The sequence below is a fragment of the Sporolactobacillus kofuensis genome (assembly GCF_024125425.1).
GTDB lineage: Bacteria > Bacillota > Bacilli > Bacillales > Sporolactobacillaceae > Sporolactobacillus > Sporolactobacillus kofuensis.
In genome coordinates this window covers 16,162-35,666 of the sequence record NZ_JAMXWN010000018.1, presented here as the reverse complement: position 1 = coordinate 35,666, position 19,505 = coordinate 16,162, and the positions used below count along the sequence as shown (strand labels likewise).

General features: G+C 38.9%; 15 protein-coding genes. 3 read left to right on the top strand and 12 right to left on the bottom strand.

Annotated features, from left to right (window positions below):
- Window positions 1-19: 19 nt before the first annotated feature.
- The 5 genes from NIE32_RS12745 to NIE32_RS12725 all read right to left on the bottom strand — a co-directional run bounded on the left by NIE32_RS12745 (window position 20) and on the right by NIE32_RS12725 (window position 6,808).
- Window positions 20-2,779, bottom strand: coding sequence for an SIR2 family protein (locus NIE32_RS12745; protein WP_253077280.1), 2,760 nt, complete (start codon window positions 2,777-2,779; stop codon window positions 20-22).
- Window positions 2,780-3,522: 743 nt separating this feature from the next.
- Window positions 3,523-4,203 carry a hypothetical protein gene (locus tag NIE32_RS12740; RefSeq protein ID WP_253077279.1) on the bottom strand — a complete coding sequence of 227 codons (681 nt, stop codon included), beginning with the start codon at window positions 4,201-4,203 and terminating at the stop codon, window positions 3,523-3,525.
- A gap of 203 nt (window positions 4,204-4,406) precedes the next feature.
- Window positions 4,407-5,339: an HNH endonuclease gene (locus NIE32_RS12735; protein ID WP_253077278.1), complete on the bottom strand. Its 933-nt coding sequence runs from the start codon at window positions 5,337-5,339 to the stop codon at window positions 4,407-4,409.
- Between the two features lie 166 nt (window positions 5,340-5,505).
- Window positions 5,506-5,757: a hypothetical protein gene (locus tag NIE32_RS12730; RefSeq protein WP_253077277.1), complete on the bottom strand. Its 252-nt coding sequence runs from the start codon at window positions 5,755-5,757 to the stop codon at window positions 5,506-5,508.
- Between the two features lie 97 nt (window positions 5,758-5,854).
- Window positions 5,855-6,808: a hypothetical protein gene (locus NIE32_RS12725; RefSeq protein ID WP_253077276.1), complete on the bottom strand. Its 954-nt coding sequence runs from the start codon at window positions 6,806-6,808 to the stop codon at window positions 5,855-5,857.
- Window positions 6,809-7,137: 329 nt separating this feature from the next.
- Here NIE32_RS12725 and NIE32_RS12720 point away from each other — a divergent pair, with 329 nt between their 5' ends.
- On the top strand, window positions 7,138-8,853 hold the full coding sequence (locus tag NIE32_RS12720) for a DNA recombination protein RmuC (protein WP_253077275.1): 1,716 nt from the start codon (window positions 7,138-7,140) through the stop codon (window positions 8,851-8,853).
- 298 nt (window positions 8,854-9,151) lie between these two features.
- Here NIE32_RS12720 and NIE32_RS12715 read toward each other — a convergent pair whose 3' ends face one another.
- Window positions 9,152-9,805, bottom strand: coding sequence for an HNH endonuclease (locus NIE32_RS12715; protein WP_253077274.1), 654 nt, complete (start codon window positions 9,803-9,805; stop codon window positions 9,152-9,154).
- A 168-nt stretch (window positions 9,806-9,973) separates the two neighbouring features.
- A complete protein-coding gene (locus tag NIE32_RS12710; protein ID WP_253077273.1) occupies window positions 9,974-10,384 on the bottom strand; it encodes a YkvA family protein in 411 nt (136 codons plus the stop codon).
- Window positions 10,385-10,817: 433 nt separating this feature from the next.
- Here NIE32_RS12710 and NIE32_RS12705 point away from each other — a divergent pair, with 433 nt between their 5' ends.
- Complete coding sequence (locus NIE32_RS12705; protein WP_253077272.1) at window positions 10,818-11,723, top strand: TIGR01777 family oxidoreductase; 906 nt, start codon at window positions 10,818-10,820, stop codon at window positions 11,721-11,723.
- 659 nt (window positions 11,724-12,382) lie between these two features.
- On the top strand, window positions 12,383-13,156 hold the full coding sequence (locus NIE32_RS12700; protein ID WP_253077271.1) for a DUF2935 domain-containing protein: 774 nt from the start codon (window positions 12,383-12,385) through the stop codon (window positions 13,154-13,156).
- Between the two features lie 449 nt (window positions 13,157-13,605).
- On the opposite strand, the gene NIE32_RS12695 is transcribed toward NIE32_RS12700, so the two are convergent.
- From NIE32_RS12695 to NIE32_RS12675, 5 genes are all read right to left on the bottom strand, one after another.
- Window positions 13,606-15,846 carry a glycoside hydrolase family 15 protein gene (locus NIE32_RS12695; RefSeq protein ID WP_253077270.1) on the bottom strand — a complete coding sequence of 747 codons (2,241 nt, stop codon included), beginning with the start codon at window positions 15,844-15,846 and terminating at the stop codon, window positions 13,606-13,608.
- 161 nt (window positions 15,847-16,007) lie between these two features.
- The gene (locus tag NIE32_RS12690; RefSeq protein WP_253077269.1) at window positions 16,008-16,400 is read right to left on the bottom strand and encodes a DUF956 family protein; all 393 of its coding nucleotides are present in this window, start codon (window positions 16,398-16,400) and stop codon (window positions 16,008-16,010) included.
- Window positions 16,401-16,590: 190 nt separating this feature from the next.
- Entirely contained in the window at window positions 16,591-17,502 is a 912-nt protein-coding gene (locus NIE32_RS12685) for a PTS system mannose/fructose/sorbose family transporter subunit IID (protein ID WP_253077268.1), read from the bottom strand.
- Window positions 17,503-17,521: 19 nt separating this feature from the next.
- Window positions 17,522-18,328, bottom strand: a complete 807-nt coding sequence (locus NIE32_RS12680) for a PTS mannose/fructose/sorbose transporter subunit IIC (RefSeq protein WP_253077267.1) — start codon at window positions 18,326-18,328, stop codon at window positions 17,522-17,524.
- A 35-nt stretch (window positions 18,329-18,363) separates the two neighbouring features.
- Complete coding sequence (locus NIE32_RS12675) at window positions 18,364-19,335, bottom strand: mannose/fructose/sorbose PTS transporter subunit IIA (protein ID WP_253077266.1); 972 nt, start codon at window positions 19,333-19,335, stop codon at window positions 18,364-18,366.
- Window positions 19,336-19,505: the final 170 nt, after the last annotated feature.

Genomic DNA, 19,505 nt, shown 5'->3' with positions numbered 1-19,505 from the left:
TAATTTCTGCTATCAATAGCTACTTAAGATTTTTATCCTTGAATCTAATGTTATCGTTCAATGCCTGTTCCAATAACCACGCGTCAAATCTTTTAGACTCTTCTTTGGTTTTACCAAAAAATTTTCGAGCGTTAGAAAAACTACGATTTTGTAAAAATTTTGAAATTGTGTTATCCGAATAATCATTAAAAAGTGTCCAATCAACTTCAGGAAAAACACCTTTTATAGAATCTAGGTTTAACTTTTCTTTCACTTCTTCAAGTTTGAAGTAACCTTGCTGAATAAAAGAATACAAATCTGAAATTGCTGCCTTTTTAGGATCAGGATATCTTCTCATCCCTGGATTTTCATCTGCGTTTACTATGGCAATCTCAGAATTTAAGATGTATTCTTTTTTAGAAACAAACCCATAAACTTCATTTAGTGCCAACCCTTTAATGAAATATAAGTTGGGTTCTAAATCATCTAAAGTTTCATATTTGGCCAATATATCATCCACTAACTGTTTCAATTCATGATTAAAGTAACGATAAAAATTAATTAAGAAATCCCTATATTTTGTAATATCACTTAATATTTCAGGCTTATTGTATATTAGACATATCTTCTCTTCTAAAACTTCAATACTGATTTTTAATTCATTATGTTTTTCGTAAACTTTTTCCATCAAGAGTGAATACAAATGGAAATTACTACTATGTGTATCCATGATATTGCCAGCGACTATTTTACTTAGATGTTGATTGATAATTGTTACTAATTTTCCATAATTTTTCTCAAGAATAGAATTCATTCCATTAATTAGAATAATAAGTAATTTCTGTATATCTGCTGAGTTATTTGGAACCATTGGGTAGTTATCCAGTAGTGGAATAATTTCATTAATATCCTTATCCTTTATTTTTACAAATGAAAGAAAGTCAATGTATTTTGAAATTTGCTGTGCGCCATCAAGCGAATAGATTGATTGTAATTCGCTAGAAAGTGTAGAAGTTTTATCAAAAAGGAACTTAACAGCATCATCGGTGACTTTGATTTTAGATAGTCCATAACTTTCTAATAAAGCCGGCACATTCTTCTTTTCCAAGTAAGGGATAATAATTTGAATATCATCAAGCGTCAACTCATCAATAATTGATGATGTGCCTCCAAACATACCATCTTCATTTGCTTGATAGTTTGAATTATCGAAGGCAATCAATAAACATTCAAAATATCGATTAACCACAGATTTAAATTCCTTATACTGAAACACCGTAATACAGTTTGCTTCAACAAAAGTCAGCAACGAGCGGAATTCATATTGAGCAGTCCCTAAATTATTGTTGTATGATGAACCGCCATTTTTATAATTGTTTCGTTCATTTCTCAAGTTGTCTAGCAAATCATCAATTTTGAATAATTTTTTATAAACAAAACGAAAACTTTGGATTTCATCCCTAAAATAGTTACAAATATGTTTTGTTTGTTCATCTCCGTTAGAAATAAGCGACTCAATCACTTTATCTAAATCGTTGACCCCAGTTGATGGTTCAGGTAAATCTATATCATTTCCAAAATGTACTCCAATATGGCTCACATCGAACTCGGCCACCAGATAGTTCCAATAATCTTTTTTTACAAATGCAGCATTCGCGATTTCTCTAAATTTTAATTTAGCTTCTTCATATTTGTGCTCACTGTATAGCTTATACCCTTCAAGTAAAATCGGATTCTGTAAAAACTGATATTTTTCATCACTTTTATAATCCAAAAATGTGTTTAACCAAGTTTTATTATCTAAGAAGTCAACGATGTCGTTATTGTTGGCAATATTCAATGAATCGTTGTCTTTCTCTCTCCATTTAAATTCAATTTGAGGGAATAGCATCGCTTTCGACTTAAGATTTGAAAACACTGCAACATCTTGATTCTCGACAAAGTACAAATGATCAAGGAATTTAATGTTTTCCCATAACTGTTCAGATGTGGCAGGAATAGAAGGACTTTCTGAATCTATTTGTTTCAAGAATTCGATCGTACACTTGCCAATATCTCCATCTGACTTTTCTTTTTCACCAGTAATAACTCGGATACCTTTATTTTTATAATATTCTACTGCAGCAGCGTTTTGAGCTTCCGCTGTAAAGAAATATGCTTTCCTAGCATTGCCTCCGAATCCTTTTTGAATCAACCTAAAAATCGAATTAAAGGTTGAATCATTCAAGGAGTACCCAACGAACAACACCGTATTATTCATAATCAGAGCCTTGATTAAGGTTGATACCATATAGAAATTGTTTCCATAATCTAGGTAATCATCTTCTTTAAGAACAATGTTTTTCTGCACTAAGTCGCCATGCATCTTAATTAAATAGTGATCAGATTTTGAATATGGAATGTCGGAGTCTCGATTAATCACTTCATATTTCGCAATACTTGAATTCATCTTATCTTCAAGCAAAGAGTCGTAGTTTGTTGTAATAATATGCCTAGGCTTAATTCTAAATATTTGGTTATGAATTTCATTAGGTTGAGAGTTAATATGCGGTTGAAATACATCCATTACCTTCTGGAAATATTTATATTGACCTACAGTATCAAAGTAATACTGAGCAATTTTTAGATAATCATTTTCTTTGTCATCAACATTTATTTCGTCTTTGAACACATCGATAAGTTCACTCCACTTTGGAAGACCTGAATTTGCAGACACGCCAGCGCCAACAAAAACTATCAAAGAATCCTCCTTGATGGCATCGTTTATATGTTTAATTGCTAATTTTGTTATTTCGTCCATTAGTACCTCCAATTAGAATGTACCGTTTCTGATCAAGTTAATTTTGTTAATGTATCAGCATTCCAGGGTCTGATGTTTCCTAAACGGAACAAGGTCTCCGTCATCTTTTCAGTAAATTGATGAATTTTGATAAACGTAAAGTTTGGATCACAGTAAATATTATCTTTCGCTTTCTTTTATGATAAAAGTGGGTTTCATAAATATCAGACGCATCTGATTGATATGTTCGAGTTTACGTTTAAGATTACTAAAAGCATAAATTGTAAAATAGGCGGAGATAACTGACAGCCTTGAATCCCGATCCAGCACAGATTCCAATTAATGAGCAATTGTATCTTCGCCTTTATCAGAACAATCAATAGTATTCATATTCATTGTTCTCAATGAATAGATTTAAATCTTTTAGCTACTTTTGGAGTTGTATAAAAGCAACTTTTGTGCAACTTTATTTGATAAAAATGCATACAATTGAGTTTAAAAAATATTTTTTCAAAAATGCTGTACTTCACTTTTAATGCCGAATCTCTTGACCCTTCTATTCTGATTCGATAGTATTCTTCGTTTCTTTTCCGACTTACTATGAATGACATTTTTACCATGATAATAATCCAAAGAATTTACTATTTATTCAATATTGCAAGTTCACTATTTGCCAATTCTTTAGATCCACTACTAAGGCAAAAACCACATTCTTACCTTTTATCTATTCAAATTCTCACTATGACAAACAACTTTAAACAACATTAATTGGATTTCAGCTTAACTAACTTCACACCAATAGATTGAAGCGTTCGATCAATCCACTCTTTTTTACTGTCATAATTATGTGGATTGGGATGATAATAAAATGGATGAGTATTATGTTTCCAACCCTTGATATTGTTGATAAGCCTATGCTGAAATACTTTTTCTGCGATATTTTTGATACACGGTTCAGTGCCCCACCCAGCAATTAGTTCTACATCCAGGTTAGAATGTAACAATTTTTCCAACTCATCTTCACGTTCATTAGAAAAAATAGAATGATAGGTAAAAGAATAATTATTTGTATCCTTCAATTTGGTTTTATAATCTGCTAAATTGCCAGAACAGAGATCTGACAGATTAATAATAGATATCTGATTCCATTGCATGATTTTCATCAATCTCATTATTTGTTCCTGTGTTGGATCTGAATTGGCTTGAATAAATGGAACTTCTTCGCTTCTTGGATCCAGGGCAGGAACCATTTCCTTCATTCGAGGATCACATGAGCCTGGATTACAAAGGATAAATATGGCATCAAGTTTGTCTGAATAAAAGCCGATTCGATTTATCTTAGCTTGATTTCTGCACTCAAATACTCTGTCACCAATTTTCACATTATAAAAGCTCGCCTTCACTTCAAATTCCATTAATAAATCTTTTTTGCTAACTAGCTCCACGCTCACCCCTCCAAGACTGGTTAACTTTGAAGAAAAGGACATAATATATGTTATTCCAGTATGACAAATTCACTAGATTTGATTCTCTTCAATAAGTCTTTCACTCGAAAAGAAGCATCAGGAAAATTATTTCTTAATCTTTCAAAATCAGAGGCTACTTCCAGTGCCTCTATTACCTTGCCTGCTTTTCTAAATATTATTTGCTATCCCAAATAAACATGTTCATTATGCCATTCTAGATAGTGCTGATCTGGTAGCTGATCACCGCGTTCGGGTAATGCTGCCAATTTACTGCCGTGAAAGGCATAGTACTCTTTGCCATTGCCAAAGTCTTCTTTAATATGATGACTCACCTCTACGGTCAGTGTGTTATCAATGGTGATATAGCCTCGATCAAATAAAGTATGAAAGTCACTTCTAAGGAGTAACCCATTTTTTATCTCATGAGGTCCATTCATGCTGTACGGTTTGATATGTGCTGCTTCGAGTACGGGCAGCGTTTTTTCACCGGTTATTGCGCACCTTCTGTGATAAGCATCGGCAATTATCACTTTGAAGGCACCTTGACCGACTCGTGGTTTGATTAATCGTTCTTTGCCATAACGGTTAGCCCATGTATCTTCGTTAACTTGACCGGACCGCATGGCTTCGCTGTTTCTCAATCGATCCTGAACTTGTTGGTATAAGGATAAGCCAACCGGTTCAGAAGTCTTATAAGTTTTACCTTGCACAATATTACTGTTCCAATCTTTTGGTTGGGGAATCCAATCCTTTTCATCAAAATAAAAAGTCATGGACAAAATAATACAGCCAATCTGCGGATCAGGATCAGAAAAACGATCTGTCTTTTTGTATTTATAAACGCGATCATTAAGCTCCATCAAACTACTTGCACCATTTGCAATGCCAAACGCATCCCAAGCAAGTGAAGATGGAAGAATAGAAAACTTTAAAAAGAAGCCGCCACCAACGATGTAATTTCTCGGGCTGTGCGTCTTGAACAAAAACAGGTCTCCCTCATTCAAAGCTTTAAAGTTTGTACGCCCGCCAGGTTTCCAAAAGTTCACTTCATCGCAGTTTGCCTGTTTTAAAGTCTTAAACCACTCAAAGTCCGTAATCCCAACGTATAGTTTCATTGGAATCATCATCGCCTTTATAAGGAATTGAGATAAGCTGAATGATTCTGTAACTGTATCATCGTTGTTAACATGTAGTAAATGAATTTATCTGTTCTTCAAAATTACTAACTGACTGACAAATTTCATTCGTCCGAGATTATGGAGGCATATTCACTAATTTTTATTAATGATTTTCCAAATAGTGTTTGTACTCAATGTAATAGTTAATTGTTCTTTCATATTCACTGGTTTTATTAGCATAAATATCATTAATCTGCAGTATCATATCTTCAGTTAAGTGATCTTCTCCGTTGTAAATGCCCCTCTTTTTTAAATTATCGAGACGATTATTGTATTGATTTGCCGAGACTTCGCCTATCTTCCTACCTTCTTTTCGCATTGATTGTCTATTAATCAGGTATTGAATAAAATCCATGTAATAACCCCCTTATCTGATCTGTAACACTCTATTGGTGAAACAAATTTTATTGACTTAAAACTCAATTAAATCAGCAAAACAGTCAACTTTTTATTCATCGATACTTATCACTCTTTTTAAAAACAAAGTCGTTGATATCACCGCTAATCATTTGTATTAACCCCTTCTCCTTTAGGGCCAACAAGAGCGCTAGTAATTCTGTGTATAATTTTGGCCGTCCCGATGAAAAGTAACCATAACTTTTAATACACTTTCTCTCAATTTCAAATGATATGTCGACAGCACTTAGAGCACTGCCAAAAGATAGCTCATCGTATGTTGTCCGCATTTTCATTTGAAAATCCGTATCCTTGTCGATGAACTCTTTTGAGATGTTATAAGAAATAAGTTCCTTTTCTTCAGTCGTATGAGCCAGTTCAGTTCCTCTTGCAAAATTTTGAAAAGCTGTCCAAGAATCGTCGCCTTGTTGATCAAGAGCAGTTGCGACCGATTGCTCCTTTGCCTTTTGTTTTTTTAAGTATTCCTGACGTATCTCCTTTAATTCGTCTAACTGATCTTTCATTAAGGGTATGTCTTGCTTATCCATTAATTCAGTTTCTACCGGTATCTTTGCATGCACTGCACGGAGTGCTTCAATTAAACTTCTTTGAGCATTTAGTGCTCTCTTAACCGCTTCATCATCGTTGTATTTCGAAGTTAAGTTACGAATATGTCGAACAGATTTCTCCAGTTTATCTGACTTATCCTGGGACAGCCCCAAAATTTTGTGTCCAAAGCAGGTTTCACCGAAATAGATAAGATTGCCATTGTTCTCGATTTCTTTCTTCTGATCATTTGTGAGCATACTTGACAATTCCTCAAGTGAACCCTCATATTTTAATGTATAGCGATATTTCAATGTCCTTCCGCACTGGCATCGGAATTTGCGACTCTCCTGCCAATCTTCACCTGCATCTTCAAAAGAAATAAACGACCATTTGTTAGAGAAGGCATCCTTGAACGTTTCAGTACGATTAATATAGCTTTGAACAATGGAACTTGTTTGCAATGGAATCACCTCTTTTTATTTTGTGAATTGACCAGACTATCAATCATTTATTTTCCTCATGTGGATAAATCCACCCAAGACCGTACACTGCCCTTTGTTGATCAAGATTCGACAATAAATGGTAATCTCCTCCATCAAATATAAGTATTCATGGAAAGTTAACTATTCAATTTCATTTGCTTAAATAACGCGTAATCTACTAATAAATTTTGTATTTACGCAATAAACGACAGAAAACAACTCTATTTTTATTTTTGATAGATTATAATAATCACGAAATAATCATTTTTCTAATTGGTTAATATTTTTTTCTGGGGGGGATCATTTTGGTGTTTATTATTCTGTTGTCCGTATTAATCAATATCGCAATCGGGCTTGTGATTTTAATTAAAGTAAAGAAGTCACCGGATGGATCTTCATCAAAAGATATTGATTTATTCAAGGAAACTATTATCAAACAAATTACAGACACGAGTAATTGTACGCAAAAGATAATTAATGATGAATTTAAAAGCAGCCGAACGGAAAATTATGAAATTGCTGGGAAAAATCGAGAAGAATTAAGCAAAAACCTCAACAGCTTCGCTGAATCCGTTCTATCCAGGATTGCAGAGAATGCACAACTTCAGCAAACCATAAATAAAGATACCAATGAAACTGTTAGAAAAATGATTAGTAGCAATGAAAGCCAGATGGAAGGTATTCGTAATACTTTGGAAGAAAAAATTTCAAATTTACAGGAAAGTAATATAAAAAAATTGGTAGAAACAAAAGAAAAGACAAGCACAACACTTACAGAAGGGCTTCGTGATATTCGGAATACATTTGATAAAAAAATACAATTGTTTGAAGATAAGCTTGAAAAATTAACTACAATAAATGCAGAAAAAATGAAATCAATGACAGAGACTCTAGAGAGAAATCTAAGCTCGTTGCAGAAAGAAAATGGAATAAAGTTGGAAGAAAATAAAGAAAAAACCAGCAAAACGATAAGAGATGGGCTTCAAGACGTCCGAAATATATTTGATCAAAAAATACAATCTTTTGAAGGAAAACTAGAAAAATTAACATTATCGAATGAAGAAAAAATGAAGAAAATGACCGAAACTATTGAAACAAAATTGAATACACTCCGTCAGGAAAATTCAAAGAAATTGGAAGAAATGCGCCAGACAGTCGATGAAAAATTGAATAGCACTTTGGAACAAAGACTAGGAGAGAAATTTAAATTAGTCAGTGATCGTCTTGAACAGGTTCATAATGGATTAGGTGAAATGAAAGCTCTTGCAACTGGTGTTGGCGACTTAAAAAAAGTGCTCACCAATGTAAAAACAAAAGGGATATGGGGAGAAATTCAACTTGGAAATATATTGGCAGAAGTCTTAACAACAGACCAATATGTTGAAAACGTTGCAACCAAAAAAAATAGTAACGACAGGGTTGAATTTGCCATCAAGATCCCATCGAAACAAGACTCGGAGAAGTTCATTTATCTGCCAGTTGACTCTAAATTTCCAAATGAAATTTATGAGCATTTAATGACTGCACAAGAAAGTGAAAATGTGGAAGCTGTGAAAGAAAGTATTAAGCAGCTGGAAACCCGAATTAAGTTAGAAGCGAAAACTATTCATGATAAGTATATTAGTCCGCCTGATACGACTGACTTTGCGGTATTGTTTGTCCCAACGGAAAGTCTATATGCAGAGGTTTTAAAAATTCAAGGTCTGGTAGAATTTATACAAAATACTTACAGAGTAACAGTTACCGGACCAACGACAATGGCTGCCTTTTTAAACAGCCTTCAAATGGGATTCCGTACACTAGCTATTCAAAAACGTTCAAGTGAGGTTTGGGAAACATTAGGTAAAGTTAAGACTGAATTTGGCAAATTTGGTGATATTATTGAAAAAACACAAAAGAAACTGCAAGAAGCTAGTAATAACATGGATAAAGTGGCAGTTCGAACAAGAGCCATTCAGCGTAACTTAAACAAAGTTGAAGAATTGCCAAGTGAGGAAAAAGAATTTTCGGGGCTCTTAGATTAAATCTATACAGATAATCTTTTTAATTCACTATTATGACCTGATGATAATAAAAAGATGATAAAATGCCTGTCAATATTAATTGCTAGCTAATGGGCTATTGGACATTAGCTAGCAATTATTTTTTCAGAAATAAAGGAAGGCATATTTCAACTTCTACAATTTTATGTTGAATTTCTGCAACCATGAACAAGCCCTTTTGCATGCTCATTTTTTGAATATCCCTCTCAATATCTTGATTTCAATTAAAACTGATTTACATTCCAATCAGTTTGGCAGCACTTTTGATCATACATTAGTACTAAAATTCTCGCTTCGTATTTAATAATTCGTTCAATTTTTCTTTACTTAACCAAGGTCTTCTTCTATGTAACATCCTGTGACAGTTAGAACATACGAGGGCAATATCTTCTATCTTTGTTACTTGTCCTTGTTTTAATTGTGATACCGGTAGTGTATGGTGGCCTTCGATAAAATCCTCACCTAGTTCACCATAGGTTTTATAAAAATCAAAGCCACAAATTTCACAATAGAGACGACCGTTATGTTCTTGTTTGAATTTTTCCTTTGCTCGTTGAATGACCTTTGGATTTCGTTCCCTACAAATATGCTGTCTTAACTTTATTTTTCCTTCAACAAATCCTAAATCATCCTCAGTGAGTTCTACATTATTGTCGCTAGGTTCAAATCCTCGCAAACCCCAATAGCCCTTTCTTTTCCCCTTAGTAGCATAAAATAAATCCGAGCGGTCTCCTGGATCTCCTTTGAAAACTTCAGTATCGCTTGAATACAAATAGATATGTTTTCTTATCTGTGCTTTCCAATCCGTATATCTGTTAATATCAATCCGTCCACTTTCCTCAATCTTTATATAAATATCTGATAATGAGGCTCGCCCTCCAAAAAATTTCATCGCTTCTACAATCTCATTCAACCAAGGAATTTGTTCGATCATTCCATACGCACCTCGTATTATAAGTTTTGAACTTGATAGATTATTCCTTCAGCAAAAGACCAATGAACGCATAAAAATACCCATCTACTATAATAGATGGATGTTTTCTATATGTCGGTCTCCAAATGAATAGCTCTGCAATTGGATCCGTCAAATTCAAAGATATGATTATAATAGCGCATCTAATTTTGAGACATCAACATCCTCGCCAAACCATTTTTTCAGCGCTTCTTTTGCTTTGTTTTTTGAGTAATCATCTATTGAATACGCAACTTTACCAATGATGAAAATCAAAACGGCCAAATCGTCCGAATATCCTGCAACCGGAATAAAGTCAGGAACTACATCAATTGGAAAAATAAAATAGGCAAGACCGGCGATAATCATCGCCTTGTCTTTAGCAGGGACATTGGGACTTTTGGCCATGAAAAATAAGACCAGTGCAAGGTATACAACATGAAGTCCTGCTTTTTTAGCATGTCTACCTAGCTTTTGCCAAAATTTTTCGTCTGAATAATTTTTTTCCGTTTTTTCTTCATCCATAATTGCTAAATAATTTCTTGCACCGTTGTCATCCATATTCTTTTCCTCCAATTAAATCACTCATTAAATTATTTTCAAGCCGCACAAACTTCTTGCGCTTTTGTGTTGAAATTCCATTAAGACAGCACCCAACACTTTATATGTCTTCATTATTTATTTTCGACAAATTAGCCTAATATCCTGCATTTTGCGAGTAATTGATAATCAAGACTAAAAAAATAGTTTTAAGCAGTTGGGGAAGGCATCGTTCATGAATTTTTAACGGATCCGAAGCTTTTTCAAAGTGTGAAAATCGACAACAAAGCGCATACGATTTCCTTCGAGAACTAGGCCGACTTTGATCCGGACGTTCTATATAAGGAAAGTGTTGCGCTTTAAGTTGATTCGTTCCTCCAACAAAGTCCGTTTACTTGTCTCGTAGAACGCTTCCGCATATGATGATAGGGACAAGAGCCTTGGAGGAGATCGAATGAAGATTGTGATCGCCGGTGGAACCGGATTTATCGGAAAAAAATTGGCACAGTTCCTACTGCAGGAAGGACATCAGATTGTTCTGCTCACTAGGGGCGTCTATTCGAACCACGAAAACATCACCTATGTTCGCTGGATGACGCATGACGCTGCGCCGGAAAAAGCGATCACGTCGGCGGACTATGTCATTAACCTTTCCGGCACTTCGCTAAGTAAGGGCCGTTGGACCAAAAAGCAGCGCGATCGGATTTACAGCAGCCGTATGAACGCGACACGCGAATTGCTTCGTTTGATCCGTACATTGGCGCAAAAGCCGGCCGCACTGATCAATGCCAGCGCGATTGGCATCTATCCGCCTTCGGCAACAGCCACATACTCAGAAGAATCAACCGAACATGCCGATAACTTTCTCGGAAGGGTCGCTTCCGACTGGGAGCATGCGGCAAAAGAAGCGGAACGACTCGGGATACGCACAATTTGTCTGCGATTCGGCGTCGTTCTCGGTCAAAATGGAGGCGCGTTGCCACTGATGGCATTGCCGGTCAAACTGTTTGGCGGCGGACGGTTAGGATCCGGGACGCAGTGGGTATCCTGGATCCACATGAACGATGTTGTTCGGGCGATCCGATTCGTCATGGATCATGATCAAATCCGCGGCGCAGTCAATGTGACCGCCCCGCAACCTGTACATATGGATGAACTGGGCCGAATGATCGCCACTGTGCTTCACCGCCCTTATTGGCTCCCTGTTCCTTCCGCTCTACTAAAGCTCGTGCTTGGCCGAAAAAGCGCGATGATTCTTAACGGACAGCTTGTCCTCCCCCAGGTGCTTACCAAAGAAGGATTCACCTTCGACTTTCCAACCTTAAAGCCTGCACTAGAAAATCTATTAATCAATAAGTGATCAACAAGCCTAAGACTGCCTATTAAATGATCCATTAAATCGCGCCAACTCTGTATTATTATTAGATTAAGGCAAAATAAATCCGCCAGTGTTGCGAGCACTGACGGCATGGCAATATCCGCGTAGAGCGGAGCGATGCCATTAATAAACTTCACATTTAACAAATGATCCGTCCATCAAGCTATCGTGAGTAGCATATGAGGCGGATTATTTCTTTCTATCTGACAGCATCAAGAGCAGCACGCCAAAACTAATCATTAGTGTCATCGCTTGAAATACTGTGATTGGCCGCACCCCCTTTCACAAGGGTGTCACCGCATCCGCTCATATGCGTCATCTATTGCCTGTCTGTAATTTTTTCATTGAATGTACCTTTGGCACTTCAAGGGATTAATGATTGTGCCCATCTTTGATGCTAGTGATATACATCGTTGAACTTTTTATCAGTCATTTCTCAGATTTTATCGATCACTTCTGGAATTTTATCGATCATTTTCAAAAATATATCGATCACTTTCGCAGATTTATCGATCGTTTTCAAAATTATATCGATCATTTAACCTCCAAATGCGTTGAAAATAATCATTCCAAACTCTGCATATTCAATTTTTCTCAGAATATAATCGTATCCGATGAGGTTAATGAAAAGAGGTGTAGTTATGGGGTACATGGATAATTACGAAAGGGATGCATACGGGATCGTCGCTTTTTGGTTGCGCAATAATTTAGAGCATGGTCAATTCTTTGACAGGGAAATCAGTCACCATGAATTGGAATTGGCCCGTGTCAATCATAGTATGGTGCAGAATTTGGCGGGGATATGGCAGCAGGCGGAACAGAAACAGGGCGATCTTACGCTTCTGGTTAATGAATCGGAACAGGCGATCAGTGAATTTCAAAATTTCCTTACACTGGGCATGGGTAAGGCTTTGCGCTGTGAAGTGATCGTGTCGACACCGGTAGCGCTTATGGATCATATGATCCGAGAAGCCGAAGAGTCCCAGAACGTCTTTAATTTAATGAAAAGTGGCGGTCAAGTATTTGTCGCGGATTCGGTTCTACATGAAAGTGTGTTTTGGTTGCGGCAAATGGCGGATCATCTTGCCTTTGTACAGCACTATTTAGATCCAACAAATTATGAACTCCAAAATAAGGTACGGAACATGACCCATAAGTTCGAACGCCTGTTTCTCCAGGCAAACGCACTTAATACAATCATAAGAAAACCACGCAATGAGATGTTACCCGTTCTCAACGCTTTTCGGCAAATGGTAATCTCTGAAACTAAGGATCTTGAAAAATTCAAATTAGAATTAGATGCACTGATCAAGCAGTGTGCCGCGATTACAACTGCACCACCCGACTTATTAGAACATCTTGCCAGAGAAGCCCACCACCTCTGGCGAAACTTAGAGGAAGGAATTGTAACCTGACTCCCGTCACAGATGATCCGTCACCTAAGCCTACCAAAGAGCATATCCCCCATTGCTTCCAATGGATTAAGTACCGTTTGAACAAATCCTCCTTCTGAAGTTAGACTTGCATAAGTTAACTATAGAGATAGCATGGTGAACGACTCGGTACTCTCGTATCGAGTCGTTCACCTATTTTTTACATACAGTTTGCTGAGTTTCTATGATTACTCAACGTTCGGAGAGTAAAAATTGAGATGAATCTCTGTGCTTCTAAGCTGTCCGCAACAAATAGCCCACACCTTGTTAAAGATGTGGGCTACGTTTTCGATTATTTGACGATTTTTTTAGCTGTCTGAACTACTGGCCAACCATGAAAGCCATTCTTCGATCTTTTCATTTGTTGCCCAAGATCCCGCCTTATCTTTCACATTCCTAGAAGTTGTTCGCAAACGTCCGCAACGCGAATACTACTTCTTCTGGTGGTAATAATCATTGATTCCCAGGATATAGGAACCGGATCCGAAGCCGCCCATTGGAACGGAGCCTGCATAATCCTGCGTGTTGTAGTCCAGCAACTCTGGGATCAGATTATAATTATGTGATGCCTGGCTCGTCATCCAGTCAAGGAGTGTCTTTGCTTCGTTCGTTCTGCCCATTTTCGATAGGGCGCCTGCAATTCTCAAATCAATAAATCCCCACTCTCTGGAATCATAGAGGTCGCCATCTTGATCGCGCATATACCCAGGGGTGCTTCCTGTCAGAATACGCAAGTTTTGGTTGTAGGCTTTAATCATGCCTGATGCCAGATTAGATTTCGGGTTGACCATGTCAAAGTTAATTGCTTCAACTGTTGATCCGTCATTTTGATAGGTCGGATCGCCCTTTCTCTCAAGTGACGATGCAATGGTTCGGTACCCGTTCTGACGGACCACAAGCTTGTTCATGATTGCATCTTTGATCGAAGAAGCGGCATCACTGTATTTCTTTTCAAGCTGATCCTTGCCCATGACTTTTGCCAGGTTGGCGGCGGACTTCAACCCTTGGTACGCTGTAATATTCGTATAGGCGAATTGTTGGCGTGACGGTGCTGTTTTTAATACGTTGAATGGGGTCCAGTGTTCTTCCCAGATTGAGGAATCCGGCTGAATCAGACCATTTTCCGGTTGAATTAATTCAATCAGCAAGTCCGCGTCCTGCTTCGTCAGTTTGTTCCAATACGAGAGATTATTATTTTTCAGGAATTGTGTATCCCCCGTTGCCCGGACATATTGATCGACACTCCATAAGAACAATCCCCAGCCGTCAAATTCAATATTTGGCCCGTTATTGTTCCAGTCTGATTCTTCCGTGCCGTTACCAAAATAGCGGCATACAGAAATCAGATAATTATCACTCAGTTTGACACCAAGTCCATAATTAGGAGCGCCCTTATCTGTATTTTCTATGAAATTCTTTTGATAATAATTATCTCCCGAGGCATCCTTTTGCATCTGCGCATCAAAGAAGAACTGAAGTGCTGCACGGGCCTCCTGATAATGTCCGGATGCGATAAGAGCCTGTATCGAGTAATTCCCGTCGCGTGCCCAAGCAATACTCCATTCACCAGGGATCAGGCTGGCTAATACTTGTCCATAAGCTGCTCCTGACTCGCGGCTTTGCGACATCTTCAATACGGCCGTGGACTGCCGGTATATCTGTTGTTCCTGTGCTGAAAGACCCGCCGGCATCTTCTCGGTGCTGTGCCACTTGGTCCACCAGTCTTCTTCCTGCTTCAGCAAAGCTTCAGGAGTACTGCTTAGCGCTGTCTGTGCATTGGCAAGAACATCGCTGCTTAACCGGCTTTCATTACCATCTTCATTCAACCCGATAATCACACCGTACCATTTCGACTTTCCGGCGTTCAGCTGATTCGCCCGGTTTTCGAATCCTGCCGTGATATCATTTCCCTGACCGACAATCTGATCAGTTAATTTACCATTATTTGTGGCATCGGCCCAGGGATTGCTCTCCGTTCCGCTTCCGGACAAACCGGTTTCGTAATGTTCCCCCGCCGGATTCAGATTTTTATAGATCGCAAGACTACCATTCTTGCTGTTATATTCTTTAATGTAATCGCCATTTGGATTGTATGTCGTTTGTTCGTTTGCCGTTCCATAGTCGGTCCCGAGATGCATATTTTGGTTAGAGAAGACTGAGACATTTTTATCCGTGTTCGAGTTATTGGTCACGCGTACCAACATGACGAGTAGAGAAGACTCATATTGATTTTCTCCGGAAAAAGGAGTGAAGTAATAACTGTCAAATTGCAAGCCGTCATTATGCTGCGTTGATTTGATGATATTGGTACCGTTTACATATTCAGCCGCATCAACAGGTACACTGTTCAACCAAGTAGCCTTTCCTCCATTAACCCCGTAACCGAAATAAGAATCGTACATGAAATTCGGTGTCGTACTGTTGCCATCTACATGGCTGTAGATATGCCGCTGAAAACGCGTCATTTTTCCCTGACTAACCGAGTAAATCGCAGCTGCCAGACCATTGGATGTGGTTAACTGGTTCCAAGAATTATGCCCTTTGTAGTTAGGCACGCTCTGCACATCATTTGCATGCGCTATTGGTACTTGAACGGCCCCAAGAGACACCGAAAGAATCACGGTCAAAAAAAGAGCAACAATACGTTTTACCAATCGTTTTTTAGACTGCAATCGAATTCCCCTTTTCTCATCAATTATAAAAAAAAGCAGAAGATCATTATCGTCTTGTATTGGTATCGTTTTCATAAAAAGTCTGCACTTGCAAGATTATCTTTGATAGTTCTCTTCGGGGTTGTTGCATCGCTCCCACCCGATCAACGAAATACACGCGATTAATTGCTTCCTTTTCGACTCAACTTGGCGATTAGGCCTTTTAGTCCGCGCTTGACCACTTGAAAGAATGTCAGCGATCGAACCATGCGTTCCGGTTTCACATATTTTCGTACGGCACGCAAAACTTCCTTTGGATGCTTCGAAGAAAAAGTGTACGTTCCATTGTTTTTCGTACGTAGGGCATAGCGAGGAATCCACTTCCCCTTGAACATCACTGAAGCAATGACATAATCGACATCATCCCAAGGGATTTGAATGTTTTTGCGAGCATCTCGGTCATTATAAAACTCAAAACCTTTATCGCCAATCATGATTTTGCCATAATCAGCCAGCCCCATAAAAGAAGTGGCATTCCCTACATAATCGACTTTTGTATTCATTGATTGAACCATTTTCTTTGCCCCATTCCGTTTCTCTCTACACTTTTATTATACTTTTTTTCCATAGTATAGATAAAGCCTGAAATCCTTGACTTAAGAGGAATCAGGCTCATTTGGTATACAACTCCTGAAAGGCAGGATTTATACTCAATTTAATAAAAATCAATGGATAAATCGTAGACCTAGGCAAAACTACTAGCGGTTACATTACATTTAGTAAGTGCAAGACGATACCAACAACGAATAGTCCAAGAATCATAATGATTGGAGAAACTTTCTTCTTAAGCAACCACATGCACAGGAGTGTTAATGCTAATGCAGCAAGACCGGGAATTAAGCTATCCAAGTTATTTTGTAACGTCGTTACTTTATGTGCCTCAAGCGAAAGTCCTGCGGCCTGCTGTTCCAACGCAGCTTTAATCCCTTGCGCTCCGGAAGGTAAGTGACTCCAGTCAATGAAAGCACCCTTGTCAAGTTTAACCGAGGAGACAATCGGCGTGAATTTTATCGATACCCAACGGTTAACTAATGCACCCAGGATGAACATACCAAGGATTGATGCACCTTTCGTAATATCCTGAAGCAATCCACCCGATAGGTCGTCGGTAATTTTAGAACCCGCTTTGTAGCCAAATTCCTGTGTCGACCACATGAATGCCATACGAATAATATTCCATCCGAAGAAATAAAGAAGTGGTCCGAGAATGTTACCGGTCATCGCAAGCGAAGCGGCTAACGCACCAAGGATTGGTTTTACCGTGAACCAGAACGCCGGATCACCGATACCTGCTAACGGTCCCATCATCCCGATTTTAACACCTTGGATAGCTACATCGTCAACCGGTGCACCATTGGCACGTTCTTCTTCAAGTGCTAGAGTAACACCAATGATTGGTGAAGCCACATAGGGGTGCGTATTAAAGAACTCGAGGTGACGTTTTAGTGCAGCCGAACGGTCTTCTTTCGTTTTGTAGAGTTTTTTGATTGCCGGAATCATGGTATAGGCCCAACCACCATTTTGCATACGTTCATAGTTCCATGAACCTTGAAGGAAAGTTGAGCGCCACCAAACAGAAATACGATCCTTTTTTGATAATCTCACTTCTTGTGCCATTTTTATTTCTCCCTCCTTCTTAGTAATTATCAATAATGTCGCCTAGTGGATCACCGGTGTTTGAATTTCCGCCATTACCTGATCCGCCTTGTTTGGAAAGCGCCAGATAGATAAGGGCAAGAGCGACACCGATCGCACCAAGACCGATCAATGTGATTTGTGAAACTGTCGCGAGTACGAAACCAATGGCAAAGAATGGCCATACTTCTTTTGTCGCCATCATGTTAATAACCATTGCATAACCAACGGCAACGACCATGCCACCACCAATTGCTAGACCACTGGTCAACCAAGTTGGCATTGCTGCAAGTAACCCTCTCACCGGACCCGCACCAACTGCCAAGATCAATGCTGCTGGGATTGCGATACGCACACCTTGCATGCAGATTGCGCTGATGTGCCAGAGTTCAACTTTTTTGAAGTTTCCTTCATTCGCTGCAGCATCCATAAAGTGTACAAAAGCGGTTGCAATCGTACGGCAGATGATCGTTAATAACAAACCTGCAACGGCGAGTGGGATGGCGATGGCGATGGCTGAAGCTACACCAGCATTCCCTTGCCCACTAAGAACCAAAATAATTGCAGAGGCTACAGATGCCAACGCAGCATCAGGTGCTACAGCGGCACCGATATTTGCCCAACCTAGCGCAATCATTTGAAGCGTACCGCCTAGAATCAGACATGGGATGAGTTGCCCTGTCACTAAGCCGATTAACGTACACGCAATGACTGGTTGGTGAAAGTGAAATTCATCCAGGATTCCTTCCATACCCGCTAAAAATGCAACGATAACAACTAATATAATTTGAATAATGTTCAAATCCATGATTGTTAATCCTCCCTTTCTCCTGATAATGATGATTATCTTAATTTATTTAATTCTTCTTGAGCTTTCTTGAGAATTTCGTTCATGTCACCTTTTGAATCATTCGGCACTTTACGTACATCGAAGGTCAGTCCGGCTTCTTTTAACTGAGCGAAAGCATCAAGATCATCTTGGTTAAAGGCGAGTACTTTGTTCGGTTGCACTTTACCCGGTGAGTGTGCCATAGACCCAACATTGATGGTCTTCAATGCCACTCCGCCCTTAACCGCCCTCACTACATCCTGTGGATTTTCGAAAAGAAGCAACGCGCGTTCACCGCCGAAATGCTGATCATCCTTCGCCAGTTTGATCATTTGAGCGACAGGAACAACGTGTGCTTTGACTCCTGGCGGCGCCGCTTGTTGGATCAATTTTTTACGAAGATCATCCTTAGCGACTGCGTCGGAAACGACGATGATCCGCGTCGGTTGGGTCGTTTTGGCCCATGCCGTTGCGACCTGACCGTGAAGCAATCGGGAGTCGACACGTGCCAACACGTATTTAAATGTACCAGGAATGCCTTTCTTTACCTGCTGAGCGGGTGCTGAAGAGGTTGCCTTGGCCGGTTCTAATGCTTCAGGTCTTATTTTGACCCCTTCTCTCGCTGTGCCCAAAATATGTGCTGCAATTTCACGCGCCGTGTTCATGGATAAGCGCGAAGCATATGCTTCGATCAGCATCGGTAAGTTCATACCTGCAACGATTGCCCATTTGTCTTTGTGCTCTTCAAACAAGCCGTTGATTTGATTGAACGGTGTACCGCCCCAAAGATCGACTAAGAACAGCACTTCTTCTTGATCGTCGAAAGATGCAATTGCGTCTTTCATTTTTGCCTTAAAGTCGTTAGGACCTTCGTTCGGCATTAAGGTCACCGTTTTGACATTCTCCTGCTCGCCAAAAATCATTGAGCTGGATTGGAAAATGCCTTCGGCAAAATTGCCGTGGCTTGCTAGGATAATACCTACCATTGTTTCATACCTCCTATTTACAATATTTTTATTACTTTAGGACATGACTCATGCATCCAGCTCTGTTATCGCTTTCATTAGTTTGAAACAGGTACCCGATCGATGCGCAGTGCTGAGATGCTTCTCACCCCCCTTCATGGTTAGGGAAGTCCACAATAAAGTAAAAGAGC

Excerpts from the sequence above, each read along its gene's own strand:
- NIE32_RS12710 (WP_253077273.1), bottom strand. The coding sequence starts at position 10,384 with ATGGATGACAACGGTGCAAGAAATTATTTAGCAATTATGGATGAAGAA.
- NIE32_RS12680 (WP_253077267.1), bottom strand. The coding sequence starts at position 18,328 with ATGGATTTGAACATTATTCAAATTATATTAGTTGTTATCGTTGCATTT.
- NIE32_RS12690 (WP_253077269.1), bottom strand. The coding sequence starts at position 16,400 with ATGGTTCAATCAATGAATACAAAAGTCGATTATGTAGGGAATGCCACT.
- NIE32_RS12745 (WP_253077280.1), bottom strand. The coding sequence starts at position 2,779 with ATGGACGAAATAACAAAATTAGCAATTAAACATATAAACGATGCCATC.
- NIE32_RS12730 (WP_253077277.1), bottom strand. The coding sequence starts at position 5,757 with ATGGATTTTATTCAATACCTGATTAATAGACAATCAATGCGAAAAGAA.
- NIE32_RS12715 (WP_253077274.1), bottom strand. The coding sequence starts at position 9,805 with ATGATCGAACAAATTCCTTGGTTGAATGAGATTGTAGAAGCGATGAAA.
- NIE32_RS12700 (WP_253077271.1), top strand. The coding sequence starts at position 12,383 with ATGGGGTACATGGATAATTACGAAAGGGATGCATACGGGATCGTCGCT.
- NIE32_RS12735 (WP_253077278.1), bottom strand. The coding sequence starts at position 5,339 with ATGAAACTATACGTTGGGATTACGGACTTTGAGTGGTTTAAGACTTTA.
- NIE32_RS12705 (WP_253077272.1), top strand. The coding sequence starts at position 10,818 with ATGAAGATTGTGATCGCCGGTGGAACCGGATTTATCGGAAAAAAATTG.
- NIE32_RS12675 (WP_253077266.1), bottom strand. The coding sequence starts at position 19,335 with ATGGTAGGTATTATCCTAGCAAGCCACGGCAATTTTGCCGAAGGCATT.
- NIE32_RS12685 (WP_253077268.1), bottom strand. The coding sequence starts at position 17,502 with ATGGCACAAGAAGTGAGATTATCAAAAAAGGATCGTATTTCTGTTTGG.